Annotated in this window: 22 protein-coding genes and 1 pseudogene; 15 read left to right on the top strand and 8 right to left on the bottom strand. The window is 71.1% G+C overall.

What is annotated here, in order from left to right:
* Positions 1-250 precede the first annotated feature (250 nt).
* From ABTX60_RS12805 to ABTX60_RS12790, 4 genes are all read left to right on the top strand, one after another.
* Positions 251-628, top strand: a complete 378-nt coding sequence (locus ABTX60_RS12805; RefSeq protein ID WP_352097090.1) for an STAS domain-containing protein — start codon at positions 251-253, stop codon at positions 626-628.
* A gap of 243 nt (positions 629-871) precedes the next feature.
* Positions 872-1,426 (top strand): ATP-binding protein, encoded by a 555-nt coding sequence (locus tag ABTX60_RS12800; protein WP_352097089.1) that lies wholly within the window; start codon positions 872-874, stop codon positions 1,424-1,426.
* 203 nt (positions 1,427-1,629) lie between these two features.
* The gene (locus ABTX60_RS12795; RefSeq protein WP_352097088.1) at positions 1,630-2,331 is read left to right on the top strand and encodes an LPXTG cell wall anchor domain-containing protein; all 702 of its coding nucleotides are present in this window, start codon (positions 1,630-1,632) and stop codon (positions 2,329-2,331) included.
* Positions 2,332-2,531: 200 nt separating this feature from the next.
* A complete protein-coding gene (locus tag ABTX60_RS12790) occupies positions 2,532-3,521 on the top strand; it encodes a hypothetical protein (RefSeq protein ID WP_352097087.1) in 990 nt (329 codons plus the stop codon).
* Between the two features lie 58 nt (positions 3,522-3,579).
* Here the strand turns inward: ABTX60_RS12790 and ABTX60_RS12785 are convergent, their stop codons facing one another.
* Positions 3,580-5,118, bottom strand: coding sequence for a peptide MFS transporter (locus ABTX60_RS12785; RefSeq protein ID WP_352097086.1), 1,539 nt, complete (start codon positions 5,116-5,118; stop codon positions 3,580-3,582).
* A 515-nt stretch (positions 5,119-5,633) separates the two neighbouring features.
* On the opposite strand from ABTX60_RS12785, the gene ABTX60_RS12780 reads away from it, so the two are divergent.
* Together ABTX60_RS12780 and ABTX60_RS12775 are read left to right on the top strand one after the other, a co-directional pair.
* Complete coding sequence (locus tag ABTX60_RS12780; RefSeq protein ID WP_053675697.1) at positions 5,634-6,311, top strand: response regulator transcription factor; 678 nt, start codon at positions 5,634-5,636, stop codon at positions 6,309-6,311.
* A 28-nt stretch (positions 6,312-6,339) separates the two neighbouring features.
* A complete protein-coding gene (locus tag ABTX60_RS12775) occupies positions 6,340-7,617 on the top strand; it encodes a sensor histidine kinase (RefSeq protein WP_352097085.1) in 1,278 nt (425 codons plus the stop codon).
* A gap of 66 nt (positions 7,618-7,683) precedes the next feature.
* Here the strand turns inward: ABTX60_RS12775 and ABTX60_RS12770 are convergent, their stop codons facing one another.
* Entirely contained in the window at positions 7,684-8,178 is a 495-nt protein-coding gene (locus ABTX60_RS12770; protein WP_352097084.1) for a GtrA family protein, read from the bottom strand.
* Positions 8,179-8,341: 163 nt separating this feature from the next.
* Between ABTX60_RS12770 and ABTX60_RS12765 the strand changes: the two genes are divergently transcribed.
* From ABTX60_RS12765 to ABTX60_RS12755, 3 genes are read left to right on the top strand one after another with little or no spacing between them, the layout of a single operon-like run.
* On the top strand, positions 8,342-9,481 hold the full coding sequence (locus ABTX60_RS12765) for a 5-(carboxyamino)imidazole ribonucleotide synthase (protein ID WP_352097083.1): 1,140 nt from the start codon (positions 8,342-8,344) through the stop codon (positions 9,479-9,481).
* The gene (gene purE / locus ABTX60_RS12760) at positions 9,478-10,005 is read left to right on the top strand and encodes a 5-(carboxyamino)imidazole ribonucleotide mutase (RefSeq protein WP_352097082.1); all 528 of its coding nucleotides are present in this window, start codon (positions 9,478-9,480) and stop codon (positions 10,003-10,005) included. Before ABTX60_RS12765 ends, purE begins: the two co-directional genes overlap by 4 nt.
* Before the next feature lie 5 nt (positions 10,006-10,010).
* The gene (locus ABTX60_RS12755; RefSeq protein WP_352097081.1) at positions 10,011-11,198 is read left to right on the top strand and encodes a dipeptidase; all 1,188 of its coding nucleotides are present in this window, start codon (positions 10,011-10,013) and stop codon (positions 11,196-11,198) included.
* Here ABTX60_RS12755 and ABTX60_RS12750 read toward each other — a convergent pair.
* Entirely contained in the window at positions 11,138-12,277 is a 1,140-nt protein-coding gene (locus ABTX60_RS12750) for an alkene reductase (RefSeq protein ID WP_352097080.1), read from the bottom strand. The genes ABTX60_RS12755 and ABTX60_RS12750 overlap by 61 nt on opposite strands.
* A 53-nt stretch (positions 12,278-12,330) precedes the next feature.
* On the opposite strand from ABTX60_RS12750, the gene ABTX60_RS12745 reads away from it, so the two are divergent.
* Entirely contained in the window at positions 12,331-12,690 is a 360-nt protein-coding gene (locus tag ABTX60_RS12745) for a MerR family transcriptional regulator (RefSeq protein WP_352097079.1), read from the top strand.
* Positions 12,691-12,801: 111 nt separating this feature from the next.
* The gene (locus ABTX60_RS12740; protein ID WP_352097078.1) at positions 12,802-13,938 is read left to right on the top strand and encodes a dipeptidase; all 1,137 of its coding nucleotides are present in this window, start codon (positions 12,802-12,804) and stop codon (positions 13,936-13,938) included.
* Between the two features lie 64 nt (positions 13,939-14,002).
* Here the strand turns inward: ABTX60_RS12740 and ABTX60_RS12735 are convergent, their stop codons facing one another.
* Both ABTX60_RS12735 and ABTX60_RS12730 read right to left on the bottom strand, forming a co-directional pair.
* A complete protein-coding gene (locus ABTX60_RS12735) occupies positions 14,003-14,392 on the bottom strand; it encodes a VOC family protein (protein ID WP_352097077.1) in 390 nt (129 codons plus the stop codon).
* 14 nt (positions 14,393-14,406) lie between these two features.
* Positions 14,407-14,778 (bottom strand): VOC family protein, encoded by a 372-nt coding sequence (locus tag ABTX60_RS12730; RefSeq protein ID WP_352097076.1) that lies wholly within the window; start codon positions 14,776-14,778, stop codon positions 14,407-14,409.
* 116 nt (positions 14,779-14,894) lie between these two features.
* On the opposite strand from ABTX60_RS12730, the gene ABTX60_RS12725 reads away from it, so the two are divergent.
* Positions 14,895-15,401, top strand: a complete 507-nt coding sequence (locus ABTX60_RS12725) for a CGNR zinc finger domain-containing protein (RefSeq protein ID WP_352097075.1) — start codon at positions 14,895-14,897, stop codon at positions 15,399-15,401.
* A 166-nt stretch (positions 15,402-15,567) separates the two neighbouring features.
* Here ABTX60_RS12725 and ABTX60_RS12720 read toward each other — a convergent pair whose 3' ends face one another.
* Positions 15,568-16,911, bottom strand: a complete 1,344-nt coding sequence (locus ABTX60_RS12720) for a UDP-glucose dehydrogenase family protein (protein WP_352097074.1) — start codon at positions 16,909-16,911, stop codon at positions 15,568-15,570.
* A 189-nt stretch (positions 16,912-17,100) separates the two neighbouring features.
* Here ABTX60_RS12720 and ABTX60_RS12715 point away from each other — a divergent pair, with 189 nt between their 5' ends.
* Positions 17,101-18,258 carry an acyl-CoA dehydrogenase gene (locus tag ABTX60_RS12715; protein ID WP_352097073.1) on the top strand — a complete coding sequence of 386 codons (1,158 nt, stop codon included), beginning with the start codon at positions 17,101-17,103 and terminating at the stop codon, positions 18,256-18,258.
* Positions 18,259-18,297: 39 nt separating this feature from the next.
* On the opposite strand, the gene ABTX60_RS12710 is transcribed toward ABTX60_RS12715, so the two are convergent.
* On the bottom strand, positions 18,298-19,542 hold the full coding sequence (locus ABTX60_RS12710; RefSeq protein ID WP_352097317.1) for a phospholipase D-like domain-containing protein: 1,245 nt from the start codon (positions 19,540-19,542) through the stop codon (positions 18,298-18,300).
* A 237-nt stretch (positions 19,543-19,779) separates the two neighbouring features.
* Here ABTX60_RS12710 and ABTX60_RS12705 point away from each other — a divergent pair, with 237 nt between their 5' ends.
* On the top strand, positions 19,780-20,145 hold the full coding sequence (locus ABTX60_RS12705) for a four-helix bundle copper-binding protein (RefSeq protein WP_352097072.1): 366 nt from the start codon (positions 19,780-19,782) through the stop codon (positions 20,143-20,145).
* A gap of 60 nt (positions 20,146-20,205) precedes the next feature.
* Here ABTX60_RS12705 and ABTX60_RS12700 read toward each other — a convergent pair whose 3' ends face one another.
* The gene (locus tag ABTX60_RS12700) at positions 20,206-21,507 is read right to left on the bottom strand and encodes an LCP family protein (RefSeq protein WP_352097071.1); all 1,302 of its coding nucleotides are present in this window, start codon (positions 21,505-21,507) and stop codon (positions 20,206-20,208) included.
* 119 nt (positions 21,508-21,626) lie between these two features.
* On the opposite strand from ABTX60_RS12700, the pseudogene ABTX60_RS12695 reads away from it, so the two are divergent.
* Positions 21,627-22,183: pseudogene (locus tag ABTX60_RS12695) on the top strand (acyl-CoA thioesterase).
* Positions 22,184-22,193 lie beyond the last annotated feature (10 nt).

Here is a 22,193-nt window from a genome sequence, read left to right as displayed (position 1 = left end):
GATGTCCTCCATCGTTCTCGGCATATGGCTGCCGGAGCCGTTAGGTGCACTGCGGTGTGCGGCGCCTCCAAAGCCGGCCGTGTCGGGTACGTGTCCTTACTAGGCCTACCCGCTTTCCCGAGCCCACCGCAAGTGCGTTCTGTGGGCATATGTCCGTTTGTGTGTAGTTGTTCGGGTGTCGGACCGTGCTGGGAAGGCGTAGTGTTCGAGGGCGTCAGCAACAGCCTCGACGTCAGGAGAGAGAGACGGCATGGACCGCGGGACGGTCGGCAGCGCACAGTCTGGCCGGCTTCTGGTGGAGGTGCGGGAAGAGGGCCCTAGTGCCGTCGTGACCCCGGCGGGTGAGTTGGATCACCACACCGCCGATTTGTTGCGTGAGCCACTCGAGGACTGCCTCGCCAAGGGATTCAAGCGCCTGGTCATCGATTGCGCACGCCTGGAGTTCTGCGACTCCACGGGGCTCAACGTGCTCCTCGGGGCGCGGCTGAAGGCGGAGGCCGCCGGTGGCGGCGTCTCACTCGCCGGCATGCAGCCGGTGGTGTCGCGCGTGTTCGAGATCACGGGTGCGGACGCGGTCTTCAGTGTCCATGACTCGCTCGAGGCGGCCCTGGCCGACGAGTCGGGCTGACCGGCGGTGCGTCGGCGCGCGGTGCCTCGGGGATCCCCCTGTGACCGGTGTCCCAGCGCTGTCACGTCTTTCGTGCGGAATGCATGGGTGTTCAGCCGGTCCCCCAGGGCAGGAGACATCCTGAACCTGTCGGGCACCCGGGTGTCGGGCGCGCCGCGAAACCGACGTGCCGCGCACCGCGTGACTGACTGTGTAGTGAATTTTTTTAATCGTGAACTGGTGAATCGGTGAGGTGAAGCGCTGATGAGCACCACCCGGCCTTACCCGCCGGGCGACCGCGGGCCGGAGCCCGGCGGCGCTTCCGGGGCGTCCGAGGGTGGCGTGGCGGCGGCCGGTGCGTCCGCCGAGGGTGCGGGAGCGCCGTCCGGGGCCGCGGCGCCGCCGGGAGGTCCGCAGGTGCGTCGGCTGAGCTTCGAGGACGAGAGCGGCGTCGTTCCGCTGGCCCGCGACTTCACCCGTCAGGCGCTGTACGCGTGGGGCTGGCTGCCCGCCGCCTCCGCCGACCAGCGGGCCGCCGCCGAGGATGTGCTGCTGGTCGTCTCCGAGCTGGTGACCAACGCCTGCCTGCACGCCGAGGGGCCGGACCAGTTGCGGATCTCCTGCGACAACAAGGTGATCCGCGTCGAGGTCGCCGACCGGGGCACCGGCCAGCCCGCACCCCGTACCCCGCACCGCGCGGGGCGCCCGGGTGGTCATGGCATGTTCATCGTCCAGCGCCTGTGCCTGGACTGGGGTGTGGTCCGTACGCCGGGAGTCTCCGGCAAGACGGTGTGGGCGGAACTGGGCGCACCTGCCTGATCCTGGGGGTTTGTGTCCGGTCCGGCCGAACGGGTGACAGGCCCTGTCCCCGGGGCCTGTGTCGCACGTCCCCTCATGCGTCTCGCCGCGCGCCGGATCCCTCACAGATCCGGCGTGTGCTGTGTCTTCCTTCCTCGAGGCCCCGGGCGTACCTTGACGGCCCGATCTGATACCCCGTCAGGAACAGGAAGGGGAGCGGCACCGTGTCGTACCGGAAACGAACCGCCGCGCTCGCGTCCGCCGCGGCCCTGGCCGGCTCGGCGGTGTGGATGGCCGCCCCCGTCGCCCGGGCCGAGGTCGTCGACGTCGACTACCAGTGCAAGACGCCGATCGGCGACAAGAGTGCCGTCTCTCCCATCGACATCAAGGGCGTCAAGAGCGGCGACGGCTACCGGATCACCATGTCCTGGCAGAAGGGCGTCTCCTCCAGCCCGGTCGAACTGGGCAAGGGCGCGATGACGCCGAGCGCCACCATCGCGCTGGGCGGCGCGGACAGCGGCACCCTGTCGGTGACCGGCCCCGCCAACGAGGCCGCGATCCCGGCCAACACGCCCATCAAGATCAGCGACCTGAGCGGCACGTACACGCCGAAGAAGGGCGGCGAAGTCACCTTCACCGCCGGTGTGCTCACCATCAAGGCGCTCGGCACGACGACGACGTGCACCCCGACGAACGACCCGGGCCCGTCCCTCACCCTGGACGTCGAGGCCGCGGCGGGCGGCGGCACGACCGGCTCCGCCCAGGGCGGCGGCTCCGGCCCCGACACCGGCGCGGGACTCCCGCAGACCGGGCCCGAGGACTCGGCAGTCGCCCTCGGCACCCTCGGCGGCACGGTCCTGCTCGCCGGCGCGGCAGGTGCCCTGTGGCTGACACGGCGCCATCGGGGAGCTCAGGTGGGCCGTTGACAGGAACCCCCGGGCAGGCGCACCGCTCCAGGGGGCGCGGGCGGACCGCTGACGGTGCGCCGCTCCCGGCCGGTGCACCACACCACTGAGCGCAGGACCGTACGCCGCCCGGTCCGGCCCCGCGGTGCACCACTGAGCGCAGGACCGTACGCCGCCCGGTCCGGCCCCGCGCCGGCACCGTACGACCGCTGGAGCCGCCGATGCCGTCCGCCGTCCGTCTTCCGTACGTGTCACTGCCGGTGCTGCTGGCGCTGCTGCTGGCCCTGGCGGGCGCCGGGCCCGTCGGGGCGGCGGACCGGCCTCTCGTCGGGCTGTCCAAGGCCCAGGCGGGCACGGGCGGTTCGGTCACGGTCAGCGGCAGCGGCTGGCGACCGCGTGCCCTGCTGACACTGCTCGTGTGCGGGCAGGCCGAGCCGCGGCGGGGCGTGACCGGGGGTACCAACTCCTGTGCCAACGCCGACGGCCGGGCCGTCACCACCGGCGCCGACGGGCGCTTCCGCCGCGAACTGCCCGTCGTGGAGCCGCCCGTGCCATGTCCTTGTGTGGTGCACGTGGCCACCGTGACGGGAGCTGCCGCCGAGGCCGACGCGGCCCTCCAGGTCGCCGGGCACGCGGTCGAGCCGCTGCCCGCGGAAGCGGCCGGCGGACGGCTGTCCCTGCTCGCGGACACCCGGCTGCGCGGCTCCAGCGGCCTGCTCACCTGGTTCGGCTCCCCGCCCGCCCGGACCCTCGTGGTCACGGTCGGCAACGTCGGCACGTCGCCCGTGCGGAACCCGATCTTCCAGGTCGGTACCTCGCACGGCGTGTACGCCCCTCAGTGGCAGGACCAGCGGTGGCGCGGCACGATCCGGCCCGGCGGCGAGGCCCGCATCGAGCTGCCCGTGGAACTGGGCGCCGGGGCGCACGGCGACTACACCGTGTCGCTGAAGTACGGCGGCAAGGTGCTCGCCGAACACCCCTGGGGCGTGGACCGCCCCTGGGGCGTGACCCTGTTCTGGGTCCTCGTCCTGCTGGTCGTACCGGCGGTGCTGGTGCGCGGCGGACTGGCCGTGATCGATCACGCACGGCCCCGTCGCCCGGGCCACGCGGCCCGCCCGGCCCGCCGCCTGCCGCTGCCGGCCCCCGGCCGGGCCGCTGCCAAGCCCTGGGTCGCCCCCGACGGCGACCCCCCGAGATCGACCCGGACATGAGGAAGGGCCGCCACACCCCGGGTGTGACGGCCCTTCTCCCGTAGTCAGGCAGCGGTGATCAGTGGACGTCGCCCATCAGCGACTTGATCTTCCTGCGGTACATGTACACGGCGAGGCCGGCGAGCACGGCGAGCACCGCCTCCACCGCGACCGCACCGGTGCCGCTCAGGTCCACTCCGCCGACGGCAGGGTTGGAGAGCAGACCCGTCACCGAGTCGCCCGCCGTGACCGCGAGGAACCAGACACCCATCATCTGGCTGGCGTACTTGGCCGGGGCCATCTTCGTCGTCACCGACAGGCCGACCGGCGAGAGGCACAGCTCACCGACGGTCTGGATCAGGTAGATGCCCACCAGCCACATCGGGCTGACCAGCGTTTCGCCGCCGGCCATGCCCAGCGGCAGCAGGAAGAAGAAGAACGACACACCGATGAAGAACAGTGCCGCGGCGAACTTGGCGACGGTGCTGGGCTCCTTGCCCTTGCGGTTCAGCCACAGCCAGATCCAGGCGAAGACCGGGGCCAGCGCCATGATGAACACCGGGTTCAGCGACTGGTACCAGGAGGACGGGAAGTCGAAGCCGAGCAGCGAGCCGGAAGCCTTCGTCTCACCGAACGCCTGGACCGTGGATCCGCCCTGGTCGTAGATCATCCAGAACGCGGCGGCCGCGATGAAGAACCAGATGTAGCCGGTCATCTTCGACTGCTCGACCGTGCTGAGCTCCTTGTCCCGCTTGATCCGGATCAGCACGCCGGCCGGGATGACCAGGCCGATGACCGTCAGCGGGATCATCGCCCAGTTCAGGGTGAAGTGGCCGGTGAAACCGACGACGCCGTAGAAGACGGTCGCGACGATCAGCCACAGCAGGCCCTTGCGCAGCCAGGACGCTCGCTCCTCGGCCGCCAGCGGCTTGGGCACCACGTTGCTCTGCGGGCTGAGGTTGCGGGTGCCGAGGAGGAAGGCGATGAGGCCGATGCCCATGCCGAGCGCGGCCAGGCCGAAGCCGAGGTGCCAGCTGACCTGCTGGCCGACGGTGCCGATGATCAGCGGCGCGAAGAAGGCACCCATGTTGATGCCCATGTAGAAGATCGTGAAGCCGCCGTCACGGCGCGGGTCGTCCGGCCCGTCGTAGAGGTGGCCGACCATCGTGGAGATGTTGGCCTTCAGCAGGCCGGAGCCCAGGGCCACCAGCCCCAGACCGGCGAAGAAGGGTGCCTGGCCGCCGGGCAGGGCCAGCACCAGGTGGCCCGCCATGATCGTGACGGCCGCGATCGCCACCGTCTTGCGCGGTCCCCAGACGCGGTCGCCGAGCCAGCCGCCGGGCATGGCGAGCAGGTACACCATCGACAGGTACACCGAGTAGATGGCCGTCGTCGTGGCGAGGTCCATGCCGAGACCGCCGCCCATGCTGCCCTTCTTGGCGTCCGGACCGCCGGAGAGCAGGTACACGACGAGCAGGGCCCGCATGCCGTAGAAGCTGAACCGCTCCCACATCTCGGTCATGAACAGAGTGGCCAGTCCGCGGGGGTGGCCGAAGAAGGTCTTCTCGGAACCGGGGGTGCCCGGTCGCGCCGAGTCCTTCGTCAGGCTGGACGCCATGGTCGTTCCTTGCTGCTCGGGACGCGCTCCGCAGCAGCGGTGGTGCGCCCGGTGGGGGTGTGCCGGCACCGGTGGGTCCGCCGTTCGCCCGACGCCTTCGGGCGGTCCGCTCCGGGTCACGAAGCGGTGGGCGGTCGCCACCGGGATCCATGCCTCTACGCGCGTCGCCGCACTACGAGGCCCGGCCGCAGGTCGTTTCACGTGGGGGGCCGGTGAAAACCGGCCCGCACACAAAAGAGACCCTCAGGGCAAACGGCCTCCGAAGGTCGCCATGGTGCTACAGGCGTTGATTCACCATACGGCAGGACACTGCCCCATATGGAAGGACTTGAGACACGGATCACAGGTGTCGGGGGAACCGCACGCCCGTTTCCAAGGTCCTTACCAGGATCCCACCCCATAGGCGGAGGTTCTTACGCTTACCTCAGACACGTAAGAACCGTGCATGCGGACGGTAAGAATCAAGGGTTCCGGTCACACCCCAGCTCAGGGCGTCGCAGGTCTACCATCACCTCATGACCCGTGTACTGCTCGCCGAGGACGATGCGTCCATCTCGGAGCCGCTGGCCCGTGCTCTGCGCCGGGAGGGCTACGAGGTCGAGGTCCGTGAGGACGGACCCACCGCTCTCGACGCCGGACTGCAGGGTGGCGTCGATCTGGTCGTGCTCGACCTCGGCCTGCCCGGCATGGACGGCCTGGAGGTGGCCCGCCGCCTGCGGGGCGAAGGCCACGCCATCCCGATCCTCATCCTGACCGCTCGCGCCGACGAGGTGGACACCGTCGTCGGACTCGACGCGGGCGCCGACGACTACGTCACCAAGCCGTTCCGGCTCGCCGAGCTGCTCGCCCGGGTGCGGGCCCTGCTGCGGCGCGGTGTCTCCGAGCCGCAGCAGCCGCCCGCCACGCACGGCGTGCGCATCGACGTCGAGTCGCACCGCGCCTGGATGGGCGAGGAGGAGCTCCAGCTCACCGCCAAGGAGTTCGACCTGCTGCGGGTGCTGGTGCGCGACGCGGGCCGGGTCGTCACCCGCGACCAGCTGATGCGGGAGGTCTGGGACACGACGTGGTGGTCGTCGACCAAGACCCTTGACATGCACATCTCCTGGCTGCGCAAGAAGCTCGGCGACGACGCGGCCAACCCCCGCTACATCGCCACCGTGCGCGGTGTGGGTTTCCGTTTCGAGAAGAGCTGAGCCGCGAGGCGGGCTCGGGTAACAGGACATGCGTCGCCGACTGATCCAGTCCACGCTCGCCGTGGTGCTCGTCGTGATCGCCGTCTTCGGCGTCTCCCTCGTCATCGTCGAGACCAGGACGATCAGCAACAGCGCCCAGGAGCGGGTGGACTCCGAGGCGGTCCGGCTGGCCAGCATCGTCGACAGCCGGCTCTTCGGGGCGCAGCAGGTCGACGCGGAGGTGCTGCGCAAGCAGGTCACGCAGGACCGCTACTACGCGCTGATCCGCATCCCCGGCGAGTCGCCCATCGAGGTCGGCGACAAGCCGGAGGGTGACGTCATCACCGCGACCGCGCCCGGTGAGGAGGGCGAGACGGTCACCGTCGAGGAGCCCCGCTCCTCGGTGACCCGTGAGGTCGGGCGGACGTTGCTGATCATCGCGCTGGTCGCGCTGCTGGCGGTGGTGGCCGCGGTGCTGCTGGCCGTCCGCCAGGCGAACCGGCTGGCGTCGCCGCTGACCGACCTCGCGGAGACGGCCGAGCGGCTCGGCTCGGGCGATCCGCGGCCCCGGCACAAGCGGTACGGGGTGCCCGAGCTGGACCGGGTGGCGGACGTGCTGGACGGCTCCGCCGAGCGCATCGCCCGCATGCTGACCGCCGAACGCCGGCTGGCCGCGGACGCCTCCCACCAGCTGCGCACGCCGCTCACGGCGCTGTCGATGCGGCTGGAGGAGATCACCCTCACCGACGACCCGGACACGGTGAAGGAGGAGGCCACGATCGCGCTGACGCAGGTCGAGCGGCTCACGGACGTCGTGGAGCGGCTGCTGACGAACTCCCGCGATCCGCGCACCGGCTCCGCCGTCTCCTTCGACCTCGACGAGGTCATCCAGCAGCAGCTCGCGGAGTGGCGGCCGGCGTACCGCAGCGCGGGGCGGGCGATCGTCAGCTCCGGCAAACGGCATCTGCGCGCGGTGGGCACGCCCGGGGCGGTCGCGCAGGTCCTCGCCGCGCTGATCGAGAACTCCCTCATGCACGGCGGCGGCACGGTGGCCCTGCGCACCCGCGTGACCGGCAACCAGGCGGTCATCGAGGTCACGGACGAGGGCCCGGGCATCCCCGCCGACCTCGGCGCCCGCATCTTCGAACGGGCGATCAGCGGCCGCAACTCCACGGGCATCGGCCTGGCGGTCGCCCGCGACCTCGCGGAGGCCGACGGCGGCCGCCTGGAGATGCTCCAGACCAAACCCCCGGTCTTCGGCCTGTTCCTGTCCCGCACCCCGCTGCAGAAGCCCGCGGGCGACGACGAGGAGCCGATGGTCCGCTAGGGCGTCGTGGGGCAGGCGGGACTTCGCGGACACGACCCAGGGCCGCGCCGCCGGGCCCCGGGAGGGCTACGGAACCTGCTGTTTCGTCTTCTCTTGGCCTGCGGGCCCGGTTCGCGTGCCCGGGGCCGGCGCCCCGGCGGGCAGCGCCCGGAAGACCCAGGAGCGGTAGGACCAGAAGCGGAACAGGGTCGCGATGCCGATGCCCAGGAACTTGAAGATGTTGTTCTGGAGCGGGGTGTTCCAGCCGAAGCCGTACGTGGCCAGGTACAGGACGCCGTTCTCGATGACCAGGCCGATCGCGCTGAACAGCAGGAACAGGGTCATCTCACGCGTGCGGCGGCTCTTGTCGCGGTCGCGGTACGTGAAGTAGCGGAAGCCCACGTAGTTGAAGACGATCGCCACGACGGTCGCGATGACGCTCGCGCGGACCACCTGGAGGTCGGTGGTGTGGCGTACGAGGTTGAAGACGAGGAGGTTGACCAGCACCCCGGCGCCGCCCACCGCGCCGAACTTGGCGACTTCGTGAACGACCCGTCGGAGCCGGGAGGCACCATGTCCCATGGTCGTACAGGCCCCCGTCCGTTCGTCGGCGTCAACCCAGCCATGCTAACCACCCTCCCGCGCGATCTTCCTGCCGATGCCGGTGGGCGGCCGGAGATGGTCCGGGCGGGGCCGGTGGGGGACAGGAAACCGGCCACTCTGGCGCGGCCGATACCCTGGGGGCGTGACGTTCCCGGTAGTCGGCATGGTCGGCGGTGGCCAGCTCGCTCGTATGACACACGAGGCGGGCATCCCGCTGGGCATCAGGTTCAAGCTCCTCAGTGACACCCCGCAGGACTCCGCTGCGCAGGTCGTGAGCGATGTCGTCGTCGGCGACTATCGCGACCTCGACACGCTGCGCGAGTTCGCCCGGGGGTGCGACGTGATCACGTTCGATCACGAACACGTACCCACCGAGCACCTCAGGGCCCTGGAGGCGGACGGCATCCCCGTCCGCCCCGGCCCCGACGCGCTCGTGCACGCCCAGGACAAGGGGGTGATGCGCGCGAAGCTCGACGCGATCGGCGTCCCCTGCCCCAGACACAGGATCGTCTCCGATCCGCGGGACGTGGCGGCCTTCGCGGCCGAGGGCGAGGGATTCCCGGTCGTCCTCAAGACCGTCCGCGGCGGCTACGACGGCAAGGGTGTGTGGGTCGTCGACTCCGTCGAGGGGGCCGCAGACCCCTTCAAGGCCGGTGTCCCCGTGCTCGCGGAGGAGAAGGTCGACTTCCTGCGCGAGCTCGCCGCCAACGTGGTCCGCTCCCCGCACGGCCAGGCCGTGGCCTACCCGGTCGTGGAGTCCCGCCAGGTGGGCGGCGTCTGCGACACGGTCATCGCCCCGGCCCCCGACCTCGACGAGGCCCTCGCCCTGGAGGCCTCCGAGATGGCGCTGAACATCGCCAAGGAGCTCGGCGTCGTCGGGCACCTCGCGGTCGAGCTGTTCCAGACCCGCGACGGGCGGATCCTCGTCAACGAGCTCGCGATGCGGCCCCACAACTCCGGCCACTGGTCGATGGACGGTGCCGTCACCAGCCAGTTCGCCAACCACGTCCGTGCGGTCCTGGACCTGCCCCTCGGCGACCCGCGCCCGCGCGCGGCGTGGACGGTCATGGTCAACGTCCTCGGCGGCGACTACCCGGACATGTACTCCGCGTACCTGCACTGCATGGCCCGCGACCCCCAGCTCAAGATCCACATGTACGGCAAGGACGTGAAGCCCGGCCGCAAGGTCGGTCACGTCAACACCTACGGCGACGACCTGGACGACGTGCTGGAGCGCGCCCGTCACGCAGCCGGCTATCTGAGAGGCACCATCACCGAATGAGCCCTGTTGTTGGCATCGTCATGGGGTCGGACTCCGACTGGCCCGTCATGGAGGCCGCCGCCAAGGCCCTCGACGAGTTCGAGATCGCCTACGAGGTCGACGTCGTCTCCGCGCACCGCATGCCGCGCGAGATGGTCGCCTACGGCGAGCAGGCCGACGCCCGCGGGCTCAAGGTGATCATCGCCGGGGCGGGCGGCGCCGCCCACCTGCCCGGCATGCTCGCCTCGGTGACCCCGCTGCCGGTCATCGGCGTGCCCGTGCCGCTGAAGTACCTCGACGGCATGGACAGCCTCCTGTCCATCGTGCAGATGCCGGCGGGCGTCCCGGTCGCCACGGTCTCGGTCGCCGGTGCCCGCAACGCCGGTCTGCTCGCGGCCCGCATCCTCGCCGCGCACGACGAGGAACTGCGCGGCCGGATGCGCGACTTCCAGCAGGAGCTGAACGACCAGGCCACCGAGAAGGGCAAGCGCCTGCGCTCCAAGGTCGAAGGCGCGGGCGGTTTCGGCTTCGGCGCGGCGAAGTGACGGCGATGACCTCCCAGGAGGCGGCCCGGGAACTCCTGCGGGAGTTCCCGGTCGTCGACGGCCACAACGACCTGCCCTGGGCGCTGCGCGCACAGGTCCGCTACGACCTCGACGCCCGGGACATCGCCGCCGACCAGAGCGCCCATCTGCACACCGACATCCCCCGGCTGCGCGCGGGCGGGGTCGGCGCGCAGTACTGGTCGGTGTACGTCCGCACGGACTCGCCCGACCCGGTCGCGGCCACCCTCGAACAGATCGACTGCGTACGGCAGTTGCTGACGCGTCACCCCGAGGACCTGCGTCCCGCGCTCACCGCGGCCGACATGGAGGCGGCGCGCGGGGAGGGCCGGATCGCCTCCCTCATGGGCGCGGAGGGCGGGCACTCCATCGCCAACTCCCTGGGCACCCTGCGCGGTCTGTACGGGCTCGGCGTGCGGTACATGACCCTCACCCACAACGACAACGTCGACTGGGCGGACTCCGCGACCGACGAGCCGAAGGCCGGTGGCCTGACCGCCTTCGGCCGCGAGGTCGTCCGGGAGATGAACCGGCTCGGGATGCTCGTCGACCTGTCCCACGTGGCGGCGACGACGATGCGGGACGCGCTCGACGCGAGCTCGGCCCCGGTGATCTTCTCCCACTCCTCCGCACGGGCGGTGTGCGACCACCCGCGCAACATCCCCGACGACGTCCTGGAGCGGCTGCCCGCCAACGGCGGCATGGCGATGGTGACGTTCGTGCCGAAGTTCGTGCTCCAGGCGGCCGTGGACTGGACGGCCGAGGCCGACGAGAACATGCGCGCACACGGCTTCCACCACCTCGACACCACCGAGGAGGCCATGAAGGTCCACCGCGCCTTCGAGGAGCGGCACCCGCGCCCGGTCGCGACGGTGTCGACGGTCGCCGACCACCTGGACCACATGCGCGAGGCGGCCGGCATCGACCACCTCGGCATCGGCGGTGACTACGACGGCACGGCCTTCACCCCCGACGGCCTCGCCGATGTCTCCGGCTACCCGAACCTCCTCGCGGAACTGCTGGACCGCGGCTGGTCCAAGGCCGATCTGGCCAAGCTGACCTGGAAGAACGCGGTCCGGGTCCTGGACGCGGCGGAGGACGTCGCCCGGGGTCTTCAGGCGACGCGGCCGCCGTCCAACGCCACGATCGAGTCGCTGGACGCGCCCGCCGGCTGAGCGTCGAGGGCGGGGTAGTCGGTGTAGCCGGCCGCCCCGCCCACGTACATGAAGGAGCCCTCGCGCATCGCGTTCAGCGGTGCGCCCGTCCGCAGCCGCGTCACCAGGTCGGGGTTGGCCAGGAAGGGCCGGCCCAGCGCGATCAGATCGGCCCCGGCGCCCAGCAGCGCCCCGGAGGCTCGGTGCACCTCCTGAGTGGAGACCTCCTTCAGCACCGGATTGCCGATCAGCACGCCCGGCCAGGCGGCGCGTACGTTCCGGAACACCGCGGTGTCCGGGTCGGCGTGCACCAGGTGCAGATAGGCGAGCCCCAGCCCGCCGAGCCGCTCGGCGAGCGCCGGGTAGAGCTCCTGCGTCTCACCCTCCGCGATGCCGTTGACCGTGTTGCCGGGGGAGACCCGCAGCCCCGTGCGCCCGGCCCCGATCTCGGCGGCCACGCCCTCGGTCACCTCGGCGGTGAACCGGATCCGGGCGGCGACGGAGCCGCCGTAGCCGTCGGTGCGGAGGTTGGTGTTGCGGGCGAGGAACTGGTGCAGCAGATGGCCGTTGGCGGAGTGCACCTCCACTCCCTCGAACCCGGCGTCCAGGGCGTTGCGTGCGGCCTTCGCGAAGTCGGCGACGGTGGTGTGGATGTCCTCGGCGGTCATCTCCCGGGGGACGACGGACGGCAGGCGCCCCTGTGGTGTGTGGATCGTCTCGGGCAGCGGGACGGGTGAGGGCGCGACCGGCGTGAGTCCGCTGGTCGCGGGGTGGCCGACCCGGCCGCCGTGCTGGAGCTGCAGGAACATCCGCCCGCCCGCGTCCCGCACCGCATCGGTGACCTGCCGCCAGCCGGCCACGTGCGCCGGGCTGTGGACGGCGGTGATGTTCGGGTACGTCTGCCCGGTCGCGTTCGGTGTCGAGGCCTCGGCGATGATCAGCCCGGCCGAGGCGCGCTGGGCGTAGTACGTGGCCATGAGCGGGGTCGGAGTGCCGTCGGCCCCGGCCCGGTTCCTGGTCAGCGGAGCCATCACCAGACGGCTGGGCAGGTCCAGACCGGGCAGACGGGCCGGTTCGAAGAGTGCGGTCGAGTACGTCATGCGGGTACGCTAAAACCTGACACTGATGTCAGATTCAAGTCCGGGGGCGGCACGTGCGGATCGGTGAACTGGCCCGGCGCACCGGCGTGAGCGAGCGGTCGCTGCGCTACTACGAGAAGCAGGGCATGCTGTTGGCCGAGCGCACCCCCGGCGGGCACCGGGAGTACCCGGAGGCGGCCGTGGACCGCGTCATCCGGATCCAGGAGCTGTTCGCGGCGGGTCTGGGCAGCGAGAAGATCGTCCGGTTGCTGCCCTGCATGCGGGACACCGACGGCGGCCCCTCCGTCGTCGCCACCCCGAAGCTGGTCGGCGACCTCATCGCCGAGCGCGCCCGCATCGACCGGATGATCGCCGATCTGGTCCGCTCGCGGGACACCCTGGACGAGGTGATCGAGGCCGCCCGGCTGTCCTGAGGGCACCGGCGCGCGACGCCGGCGCCGTACTCCGAACGCCCCGCCCACCAGGAACCACGTCCCGGCCCGTGGGACGGTGACCGTACCTCACGAACGACGTACGGAGCCGCCATGGCAGATCTCCAGGACGACCTGCGCACCGCCGCCCCGGGAGCCGACGAGTTCGACGAGCTGGCCGAGCCGTACCCCGACGAGGGCCTGGTCCCGGCGGAACCCTACGAGCCCGTCTCCGACCCGGACGACGCACCCATGACCCGGGCCCGCGCCATCCTCGCCGCCCACCCCGTCGCCGACGGCTACAACGCGCTGCCCTGGGCGCTCAAGCGCCTGTCCTGGTACGACCTTCAGGAAGGCGAGAGCACCGTCGACACGGACGTGCCCCGGCTGCGCAGCGGCCATGTGGGCGCCCTGTTCTGGTCGTTGCACCTGCCCGAGGGCCTCGACGGCGACCGGGCCGTCGGCGCCACCCTGGAACAACTGGACCTGGCGAAGACCATCGTGCGCACCTGCGAGGAGGGTCTGCGGCCGGCCTGCACGGCAGGGCAGGTCGCCGACGCCCGTAACTGCGGCCGCGTCGCCGTGCTCCTCGGCCCCGCCGGTGCACCGGCCCTGGGCGACTCGCTCGGCATCCTGCGCCAGCTGCACCTGCTCGGTCTGCGCGTCCTCACCCTGACCGGGGTGTCCTGGGCGAGTGACGCGGGGCTGACCCGGTTCGGTGAGGAGGTCGTGCGCGAGATGAACCGTCTCGGCGTGATCGCGGACCTCTCGGGCGCCTCCGCGCAGACCCTGCGCCGGGCCCTGAGCCTCTCCCGGGCCCCTGTGCTGTGCAGCCGTTCGGCGGCCCGGAGCCTGCGCCCCCACCCCGCCAACCTCCCCGACGACCTGCTGGCGGAGCTGGGCGCGGCCAAGGGGCTGTGCCTGGTGCCGCTGACCGCCGAGCAGGCGGGCCCCACCGTCCGCGATGTCGCCGACCACCTCGACCACATCCGGAACGTGGCCGGAGCACACTGCGTCGGCCTGTCCGGCACCTATGACTCCGGGGCGGCCCATCCGCAGGAGCTCGGCGACACCTCCTGCTATCCGCGGCTGGTCGCCGAGCTGCTGCGGCGTGGCTGGGAGGAGGCCGATGTGACCCTGCTGACCTGGGGCAACGTCCAGCGCATCCTGCGCGGGGCCGACTTCACGGCACGCGCCGTCCAGCAGCGCCGGGAGCCGTCGACGGCGACGATCTCGGAGCTGGACGGGTAGCGGGCCGTAGGCCGGGCGTGCTGGTCGGGCCGGTTGTGCTGACCGGCCCGGTCGTTCCACCTGGCTAGTGCTCGATCCGGCACAGGCAGAACGGGTGTCCCACCGGGTCCGCGTAGACGCGGAAGTCCTTCTTCTCGTCGTCCTCCTTGTCCAGCACCCGCGCGCCCAGCGCCAGCACCCGCTCCTCGGCCGCGTCGATCTCGTCCCAGGTCGACCCGCCGTCGAAGTCCAGATGAAACTGCTGGGCGTTGCGGTCGTCCCGCGGCCACTCCGGCGCGGTGTAGCCCGGGGAGCGCTGGAAGGCGAGCCGGGGCCCGCCGGGGACCCGCAGCACCACCCAGTCGGGATCGTCGTCCTCCGGCGTACCGCCACCGACCTGCGCGTAGAAGCGGGCCAGCGCTCGGGGGTCGGGGCAGTCGACGACCACGGAACGGAAACGTGCCACGGCGGGCATGGGGCCTCCAGATGTCAGCAGGCGCAGAGGCAGAACGGGTGCCCGGCCGGATCGGCGTAAACCCGGAAGGACCGCTTCCGGTCCTCGGTGTCCAGCGCCTTCGCGCCGAGGGCCAGTACGCCCTTCTCGGCCGCGTCCAAGTCGTCCACCACCAGGTCGAGGTGGAACTGCTGCGAGCCGTCGGGTGACGGCCACTGCGGCGGTACGTGTCCGGGAGCCGACTGGAAGGCGAGCGGTGTAGCGCCCGGCACCTTCAGGTCGATCCACACGTCGTCCCCGTCGGTCTCCACCGTCGGCGTGCCCCCGAGCACCTCGGCGTAGAAACCGGCCAGCGCGTGCGGGTCGGGACAGTCCAGGACGACGACACCCAGCTTGGCGAGAGCCATGACTTCCTCCTCGAAGTCGGCGTTACCCGCAGAAACGGGTAACCAGTAACCGTTACTGCATGCTCCCCCATAGGGGGTAACCTCGCAAGGGAATTCGCGAGAGGTACGGTCCAGCCATGACGGAGAGATCGCCCGCGCCCGGCGGCCTGGCCCTGGTCGAGGCCCTGGTGAACACGCTGGACATCGAGTCCGGCGCCGACGCGCTGGACACGCCCGAGGGCCGGGAGCGCCTCGGCGTCACCGCGGACGAGACCGACCGGGCCCGTACCCTGCGCGAGTCCCTGCGCGCGACCCTGCTCGCCCACGCCGGCCACCCGCCGCACCGCGAGGTCACTCCGCTCGGCGTGCTCCTGGCCGAAGCTCCGCTCCTCGTCACCGTCGACGCGGCGGACGGCTCGGCCGCCCTGGCCCCCGCCGACGACAGCTCCCTGCACGCACGCGTGGCCGCCGCCGTCGCCGAGGCCCTGGTCGCCGGCACCTGGACCCGCATCAAGGCCTGCGAGGCCGCCGACTGCCACTGGGCCTACTACGACCGCAGTCCGGCCGGACGTGGCCGCTGGTGCTCCATGCAGGTCTGCGGGGCCCGCGCGAAGATGCGCCGCTACCGGGCCAAGGGGGTGTAGAGGGCCGCCGGCGGACCTCCGCGGCGTCGCGACGCCCGGCAGGCTCCGCCCGGAAGCCCTCCAGCCGCCCCGCCGCACGTCCGGGTGGTGCAGAATGCACGAAGACGCCGGTTCGGCCGACTGAGCCTCGGCCGAACCGGCGTCGCCTGTGTCACGCCTCCGGCGCTCAGGCCTTGGGACGCCCCATCGCCCGGTACGTCCAGCCGGCCTTGCGCCACAGCTCCGGGTCCAGGGCGTTGCGGCCGTCCAGGATGACCCGCGCCGCCGCGACCTCGCCGAGGGCCTCGGCGTCCAGCTCCCGGAACTCCCGCCACTCCGTCAGATGCAGCACGATGTCGGCGCCGCGCACGGCGTCCAGCGCCGAGTCGGCGTAGCCGAGGGTCGGGAACACGCTGCGGGCGTTGTCCATGCCCTTCGGGTCGTAGACCGTGACCTGGCCGCCCTGGAGGTGGATCTGCCCGGCCACGTTGAGCGCGGGGGAGTCCCGCACGTCGTCCGAGTCGGGCTTGAAGGTCGCGCCCAGCACCGCCACCCGCTTGCCCAGGAACGGCCCGCCGCCCAGCGCCTGCCGGGCCAGCTCCACCATCTGCCCGCGCTGGCGCATGTTGATCGAGTCGATCTCCCGCAGGAACGTCAGCGCCTGGTCCGCGCCCAGCTCACCGGCGCGCGCCATGAACGCCCGGATGTCCTTCGGCAGGCACCCGCCGCCGAAGCCGATCCCGGCCCGCAGGAACTTCCTTCCGATCCGGTCGTCGTAGCCGATGGCCTCCGCCAGCTTCGCGACGTCACCGCCGGCGGCCTCGCACACCTCCGCCATCGCGTTGATGAACGAGATCTTCGTGGCGAGGAAGGAGTTCGCGGAGGTCTTCACCAGCTCAGACGTCGGGAAGTCGGTCACCACGAACGGCGAGCCCTCGGCGATCGGCGTCGCGTACACCTGCCGCAGCAGCTTTTCGGCCCGCTCGCTGCGCACGCCCACCACGAGACGGTCGGGGTGCAGCGTGTCGTCCACGGCGAAACCCTCGCGCAGGAACTCCGGGTTCCACGCCAGCTCGGCGTCCTGACCGGCGGGCGCGTGCGCGGCCAGGTAGGCCGCGAGGCGGTCCGCGGAGCCGACCGGCACGGTCGACTTGCCGACGACCAGCGCCGGACCGTGCAGATGCGGGGCGAGCGAGGCGATCGCGGAATCGACGTAGCTCATGTCGCAGGCGTACTCGCCGTGCCGCTGCGGGGTGTTCACGCAGACGAAGTGCACATCGCCGAACGCGCCGATCTCGGCCCAGTCCTGGGTGAAGCGCAGCCGTCCGCTGGAGCCCTCGATGCCGGCCACGTGCCTGCGCAGCAACTCCTCGAGGCCCGGCTCGTACATCGGGGCCTCGGCACGCTCCAGCTTCTCGATCTTCTCGCGCACGACGTCGAGGGCGAGCACCTCGAAGCCCAGTTCGGCCATGGCCGCCGCGTGTGTCGCGCCGAGATAACCGGTGCCGATCACGGTGATCTTCAGGGCCATGGGGTGCTCCAGGGGTCTACGGCATGCGGTGCGCGCCCGAGCATAGCCGGGGCATGGCGGCGCGCTTCACCGGGCAACTTCTCGGCTGTCGCCTAGCTCACGTATCACTCGGGTGGGCGACCCCATAAACTTTTGATTACTTAACGGTAGTTAGCGTCACCATCGCAGCGTTTTGGAGCGTGAGAGACCTTGGCCGGATCGGCTGACTTCGACCTGTACCGCCCGTCCGAGGAGCACGACATGCTCCGTGACGCCGTCCGCTCGCTGGCCGAGGCGAAGATCGCGCCGCACGCCGCCGCGGTGGACGAGGAGGCCCGCTTCCCCCGCGAGGCCCTCCAGGCCCTGGTCGCGAACGACCTGCACGCCGTGCACGTACCCGAGGAGTACGGCGGCTCCGGCGCGGACGCGCTGGCCACCGTCATAGTGATCGAGGAGGTCGCACGGGTGTGCGCCTCCTCCTCCCTCATCCCGGCCGTGAACAAGCTGGGCTCCCTGCCGGTGATCCTCTCCGGCTCCGAGGACCTGAAGAAGAGGTACATGACCCCGCTCGCCAAGGGCGAGGGCATGTTCTCCTACTGCCTCTCCGAGCCGGACGCCGGCTCCGACGCCGCCGGCATGAAGACCAAGGCCGTCCGCGACGGCGACCACTGGATCCTCAACGGCGTGAAGCGCTGGATCACCAACGCCGGCGAGTCCGAGTACTACACGGTGATGGCCGTCACCGACCCCGCCAAGCGCTCCAAGGGCATCTCGGCCTTCGTCGTCGAGAAGTCGGACGAGGGCGTCTCCTTCGGCGCCCCCGAGAAGAAGCTCGGCATCAAGGGCTCCCCGACCCGCGAGGTCTACCTCGACAACGTCCGCATCCCCGCCGACCGCATGATCGGCGAGGAGGGCACCGGCTTCGCCACGGCGATGAAGACCCTCGACCACACCCGCATCACCATCGCCGCCCAGGCCCTCGGCATCGCCCAGGGCGCCCTCGACTACGCCAAGGGCTACGTCCAGGAGCGCAAGCAGTTCGGCAAGCCGATCGCCGACTTCCAGGGCATCCAGTTCATGCTCGCCGACATGGCCATGAAGATCTCGGCCGCCCGTGCCCTGACCTACCAGGCCGCCGCCGCCTCCCAGCGCGTCGACGCCGACCTCACCTACCTGGGCGCCGCCGCCAAGTGCTTCGCCTCGGACGTGGCGATGGAGGTCACGACGGACGCCGTCCAGCTCCTCGGCGGCTACGGCTACACGCGCGACTACCCGGTGGAGCGCATGATGCGCGACGCCAAGATCACCCAGATCTATGAGGGCACGAACCAGGTCCAGCGCATCGTCATGGCGCGCAACCTGCCGTAGCCCGGGTCCGGGGGCCGGGGGCTCCGGCCCCCGGCGTACTCACAGGAAGCGGCGGATCGGGGTCACCGCCGCCTCGGCCAGGCGCTCGGTGAAGGGCCGCCGCTTCCAGCGGGTCGGGTCGATCGGCTCGCTCCGCTCCTTGTCGGCGTCGAAGTCGGCGTCGAGCCGCGCGGTGAAGTCCTCGTCGAGGACGGCCAGGACGACCTCCTCGTCGTGCTCCATGGAGCGACGGTTGAAGTTCGTGGAGCCGATGAGGGAGCAGACCCCGTCCACCGTCATGATCTTCGTGTGGAGCATCGTCGGCTGGTACTCCCGCACGTCCACACCGGCGTCGACGAGCGTCTGGTAGTGCTGCCGCCCGGCCAGCAGGCACGCCCGCTGGTCGGTGTGCGGTCCGGGGAGCAGGATCTCGACCCGGACCCCGCGGCGGGCCGCGGCGGCCAGGAGGTCGATGAAGTAGGTGTCGGGAGCGAAGTAGGCCGTGGCCAGCCGCAGGCGCTCCTGCGCCGAGGTGATCAGGACCCGCAGGACCGTCTGCATGTCCTGCCAGCCGAACGAGGCCGAGCCCCGCACGACCTGGACCGTGGCCTGTCCCGGTTGCTCCTGGGGGGTGAAGCGGTCGTGCTCGTCGTAGAGGTCGTCGTGGCACTCGGCCCAGTTCTGGGCGAAGGCCGCGGCGATGCCGTCCACGGCGGGCCCACGGACCTGGACGTGGGTGTCGCGCCACTCGTCCGGGTTCCGCGCGTCGCCGCACCACTCCTCCGCGATGCCCACGCCCCCGGTGAAGGCGGTGTGCTCGTCGGTGACCAGCACCTTGCGGTGGCAGCGGTGGTTCTGCCGCATCGGTGACAGGCGCGTGGGTCTGCGGAACCAGGCCACCTCGACGCCCGCCTCGTCCATGGCGTCCAGCAGGTCCCGCTCTATCTCCTTGGCCCCGAAGCCGTCCAGCAGCAGCCGCACCCGGACACCCGCCCGGGCCCGCTCGGCCAGAGCGGCGGCGAACTCGTGGGCGACCTCGCCGCGCCAGTACACGAACGTCATCATGTCGACGGTGTGCTCGGCGGCCCGGATGGCGGCCAGCATCGCGGGGAAGATCTCGTCCCCGTTGCGCAGCGGCACGAGCTCGTTGCCCTCGGTCGCGGCGATGCCGATCAACCGCTCCAGCCGTCTGCGCAGCCGCTGCTTCTGTTCCTCGGGGCCTCCCGGATCTGTGCCTCTCGGACCTCTCCGATCTCTCCGCCTGTTCGGGCCGCTCGGACCCGAGGTGTGCGGTTCGTCGTACATCTGCTGTGTCATGTGTGGGTCTCCCCCCTGCACGGTTTCGCCGCCCCGCCCTGCCGCGCCGGGCCCCGGCGCGCCTGCAACCCCCTTTTTGCCGCTGTCGGCGCTTTCACGCAGAGCCCGCTGAGTCGTGCCTCACACACGTGGGAGGGTCCGCCCTGTGGTGCTCATGGGGCCGGAGGCGTAGGACGAGAGGAGCGGGCGTCGATCCGCGGCTCCCGCCACCCCTGGGAGGACGTCATGACCCAGCAACCCGCCACCACCACCCCGCTGAGCAAGGAGATGCAGGACTGCGTCCAGACCTGCATGACCTGCCACAGCGTGTGCGAGGAGACCATGAGCTCCTGCCTGCAGATGGGCGGCGCGGCCCAGATGCAGATCATGCGCGCGGTCATGGACTGCGCCGAGATGACCCGCATGTGCGCCGACATGATGATGCGCCGTTCGCCGCTGATGGCCGAGATGTGCGCGATGTGCGCCCGGGCCTGTGACATGTGCGCCGAGGCGTGTATGTCCATGCCGGAGGACGCGCAGATGATGCGCTGCGCCGAGGCCTGTCGCCGCTGCGCCGAGTCGTGCCGCTCGATGTCGGGCGCCTCGATGTGAGAACCACCGCACGGCAAAGGGGGCACCCGCCCGGGTGCCCCCTTTGCGTCGCCCGCCCGCTCAGTTGCTCGAGACGGTGACCTTCTCGTCGTTCTTCAGCTCGTTCACCAGCGTCTTCACCTTCGCGGTGTCCCACTGGAGGTTGCCGTTGGCGGTGTTGCCCGCGATCGGCATGTTCATCGACTTGCCCTCGCCGCCGCTGACGCCCTTCATCGCCCAGAACATGTCGGCCAGGTCGAACAGGCCCATGTCCTTGTCGACCACGAGGGTGTCGAGACCGGCGCTCATGGTCGGGTACAGCTTGAAGGGGTTCAGGACGGTGCCCGGGGTGGCGACCTGGTTGGCCAGGGCCGAGAGGAACTTCTGCTGGTTCTTCGTACGGTCCAGGTCGGAGCCGGCGAGTGCGTAGCGGGTGCGGACGAAGGCGAGGGCCTGTTCGCCGTTCAGCGTCTGCTTGCCCTTCTTCAGGTCCGCGCCGGACTTGGTGTCCTTGATGTCCTGCGGGATGTCCATCTCTACGCCGCCGACCGCGTCCACGATGTTCGCGAAACCGGCGAAGCCGATCTCCACGTAGTGGTCGATGCGCAGGCCGGTGTTGGCCTCGACCGTGCGGACCAGCAGCTCCGGGCCGTCCTCGGCGTAGGCCGCGTTCAGCTTGGTCTGGCGGCCCGTGGCCGGGTAGAGCTTGCCGGAGTCGGAGCCCTTGAACGACGGGATCGTGACGTTGGAGTCGCGCGGCAGCGAGACCAGCGTCGGGGCGCCGCCGCCGGTGTGCAGGATCATCATCGAGTCCGTGCGCTTGCCCTCGGCGGACCCGGTGTGCAGCTTCTTCTTCTCCTCGGCCGACATGCCCTTGCGGCTGTCGGAGCCGACGATCAGGTAGTTCGTGCCCTCACCCGCCTCCGGACGGTCGATGACCTTCGACAGGTCGACCTCGCGGTTGAGCTTGGAGTCGGCCCAGAAGTACGTGCCGACGCTCGTCACGACCAGCAGCGTCACCAGCGTGATGGACGTCACCTTGATGCGGCGGCGCCAGTTCGGCGCCGGACGCGGCTCGTACATGCCGTCGCCCGGGCCGCCGGGGCCTCTGCCGCCGGGGGAGCCGTAGACCTGGCCGGTGTTGTAGCCGCTGTCGTAGCCGTCACCGGGGCCGTGGCCGCCGCCGTCCACGTAGGACGGCTGCTGCGGTACGCCGCCGCCGTACGGCGGGGCACCGCCGTATCCCGCCTGCCCGGGCGATGCCGCCGGGCCGCGGCGGACCTGCCGCATGACGCGGGCGCTCTCGGGCTGGGAGCTCGAGCTGCCGCGTCCGAAGCGGTTGCCGCGGTTGTCGCCGGTGAATCCCTCGGGCCAGTCATTCATGCGCCCCAGTGTGCAGGTCCCCGTAGTGCGCCATACAAGAGTCGTCGGAAAATCAGAGCACGGCTGTGGCGAAGCTGACACAAAACCCCCACGTGCGGCCTCGGCTTAAGGTAGAGGCCATGACAGACCAGGCCCCAGCCGCGGATTCCGGCAGTCCGGATATCCCGGCAAGCCGACTTCGGCGTCCCGCACCACCCTCAGCCACATCATGACCCACAACGACACGAACCTTCTGGGGACCGTGCACGGTGGGGTGATCATGAAGCTGGTCGACGACGCGGCGGGGGCCGTGGCCGGACGGCACTCCGGCGGGCCGGCGGTCACCGCGTCCATGGACGAGATGGCGTTCCTGGAGCCGGTCCGCGTCGGTGACCTGGTCCACGTCAAGGCGCAGGTCAACTGGACCGGCCGGACGTCCATGGAGGTCGGCGTCCGGGTCCTGGCCGAACGCTGGAACGAGTCCGCCCCGCCCACGCAGGTCGGCTCCGCCTACCTCGTCTTCGCGGCGGTCGACGCCGACGGCAAGCCCCGCCGGGTTCCGCCGGTCCTCCCGGAGACGGAGCGCGACAAGCGCCGCTACCAGGAGGCCCAGATCCGCCGCACCCACCGCCTGGCCCGCCGCCGCGCGATCATGGACCTGCGCGAGAAGCGGGCTGCGGAGGGCTTCGAGGACTGACCCGGGCCAC

This window comes from Streptomyces sp. NPDC126510 (genome assembly GCF_040302345.1).
GTDB lineage: Bacteria > Actinomycetota > Actinomycetes > Streptomycetales > Streptomycetaceae > Streptomyces.
This window is presented reverse-complemented; position numbering and strand designations above follow the sequence as displayed.

Excerpts from the sequence above, each read along its gene's own strand:
- ABTX60_RS12775 (WP_352097085.1), top strand. The coding sequence starts at position 6,340 with ATGCGTCGCCGACTGATCCAGTCCACGCTCGCCGTGGTGCTCGTCGTG.
- ABTX60_RS12730 (WP_352097076.1), bottom strand. The coding sequence starts at position 14,778 with ATGGCTCTCGCCAAGCTGGGTGTCGTCGTCCTGGACTGTCCCGACCCG.
- ABTX60_RS12705 (WP_352097072.1), top strand. The coding sequence starts at position 19,780 with ATGACCCAGCAACCCGCCACCACCACCCCGCTGAGCAAGGAGATGCAG.
- ABTX60_RS12805 (WP_352097090.1), top strand. The coding sequence starts at position 251 with ATGGACCGCGGGACGGTCGGCAGCGCACAGTCTGGCCGGCTTCTGGTG.
- purE (WP_352097082.1), top strand. The coding sequence starts at position 9,478 with ATGAGCCCTGTTGTTGGCATCGTCATGGGGTCGGACTCCGACTGGCCC.
- ABTX60_RS12770 (WP_352097084.1), bottom strand. The coding sequence starts at position 8,178 with ATGGGACATGGTGCCTCCCGGCTCCGACGGGTCGTTCACGAAGTCGCC.
- ABTX60_RS12735 (WP_352097077.1), bottom strand. The coding sequence starts at position 14,392 with ATGCCCGCCGTGGCACGTTTCCGTTCCGTGGTCGTCGACTGCCCCGAC.
- ABTX60_RS12700 (WP_352097071.1), bottom strand. The coding sequence starts at position 21,507 with ATGAATGACTGGCCCGAGGGATTCACCGGCGACAACCGCGGCAACCGC.
- ABTX60_RS12785 (WP_352097086.1), bottom strand. The coding sequence starts at position 5,118 with ATGGCGTCCAGCCTGACGAAGGACTCGGCGCGACCGGGCACCCCCGGT.
- ABTX60_RS12725 (WP_352097075.1), top strand. The coding sequence starts at position 14,895 with ATGACGGAGAGATCGCCCGCGCCCGGCGGCCTGGCCCTGGTCGAGGCC.
- ABTX60_RS12750 (WP_352097080.1), bottom strand. The coding sequence starts at position 12,277 with ATGACGTACTCGACCGCACTCTTCGAACCGGCCCGTCTGCCCGGTCTG.
- ABTX60_RS12755 (WP_352097081.1), top strand. The coding sequence starts at position 10,011 with ATGACCTCCCAGGAGGCGGCCCGGGAACTCCTGCGGGAGTTCCCGGTC.
- ABTX60_RS12790 (WP_352097087.1), top strand. The coding sequence starts at position 2,532 with ATGCCGTCCGCCGTCCGTCTTCCGTACGTGTCACTGCCGGTGCTGCTG.
- ABTX60_RS12800 (WP_352097089.1), top strand. The coding sequence starts at position 872 with ATGAGCACCACCCGGCCTTACCCGCCGGGCGACCGCGGGCCGGAGCCC.
- ABTX60_RS12740 (WP_352097078.1), top strand. The coding sequence starts at position 12,802 with ATGGCAGATCTCCAGGACGACCTGCGCACCGCCGCCCCGGGAGCCGAC.
- ABTX60_RS12720 (WP_352097074.1), bottom strand. The coding sequence starts at position 16,911 with ATGGCCCTGAAGATCACCGTGATCGGCACCGGTTATCTCGGCGCGACA.
- ABTX60_RS12780 (WP_053675697.1), top strand. The coding sequence starts at position 5,634 with ATGACCCGTGTACTGCTCGCCGAGGACGATGCGTCCATCTCGGAGCCG.
- ABTX60_RS12710 (WP_352097317.1), bottom strand. The coding sequence starts at position 19,542 with ATGTACGACGAACCGCACACCTCGGGTCCGAGCGGCCCGAACAGGCGG.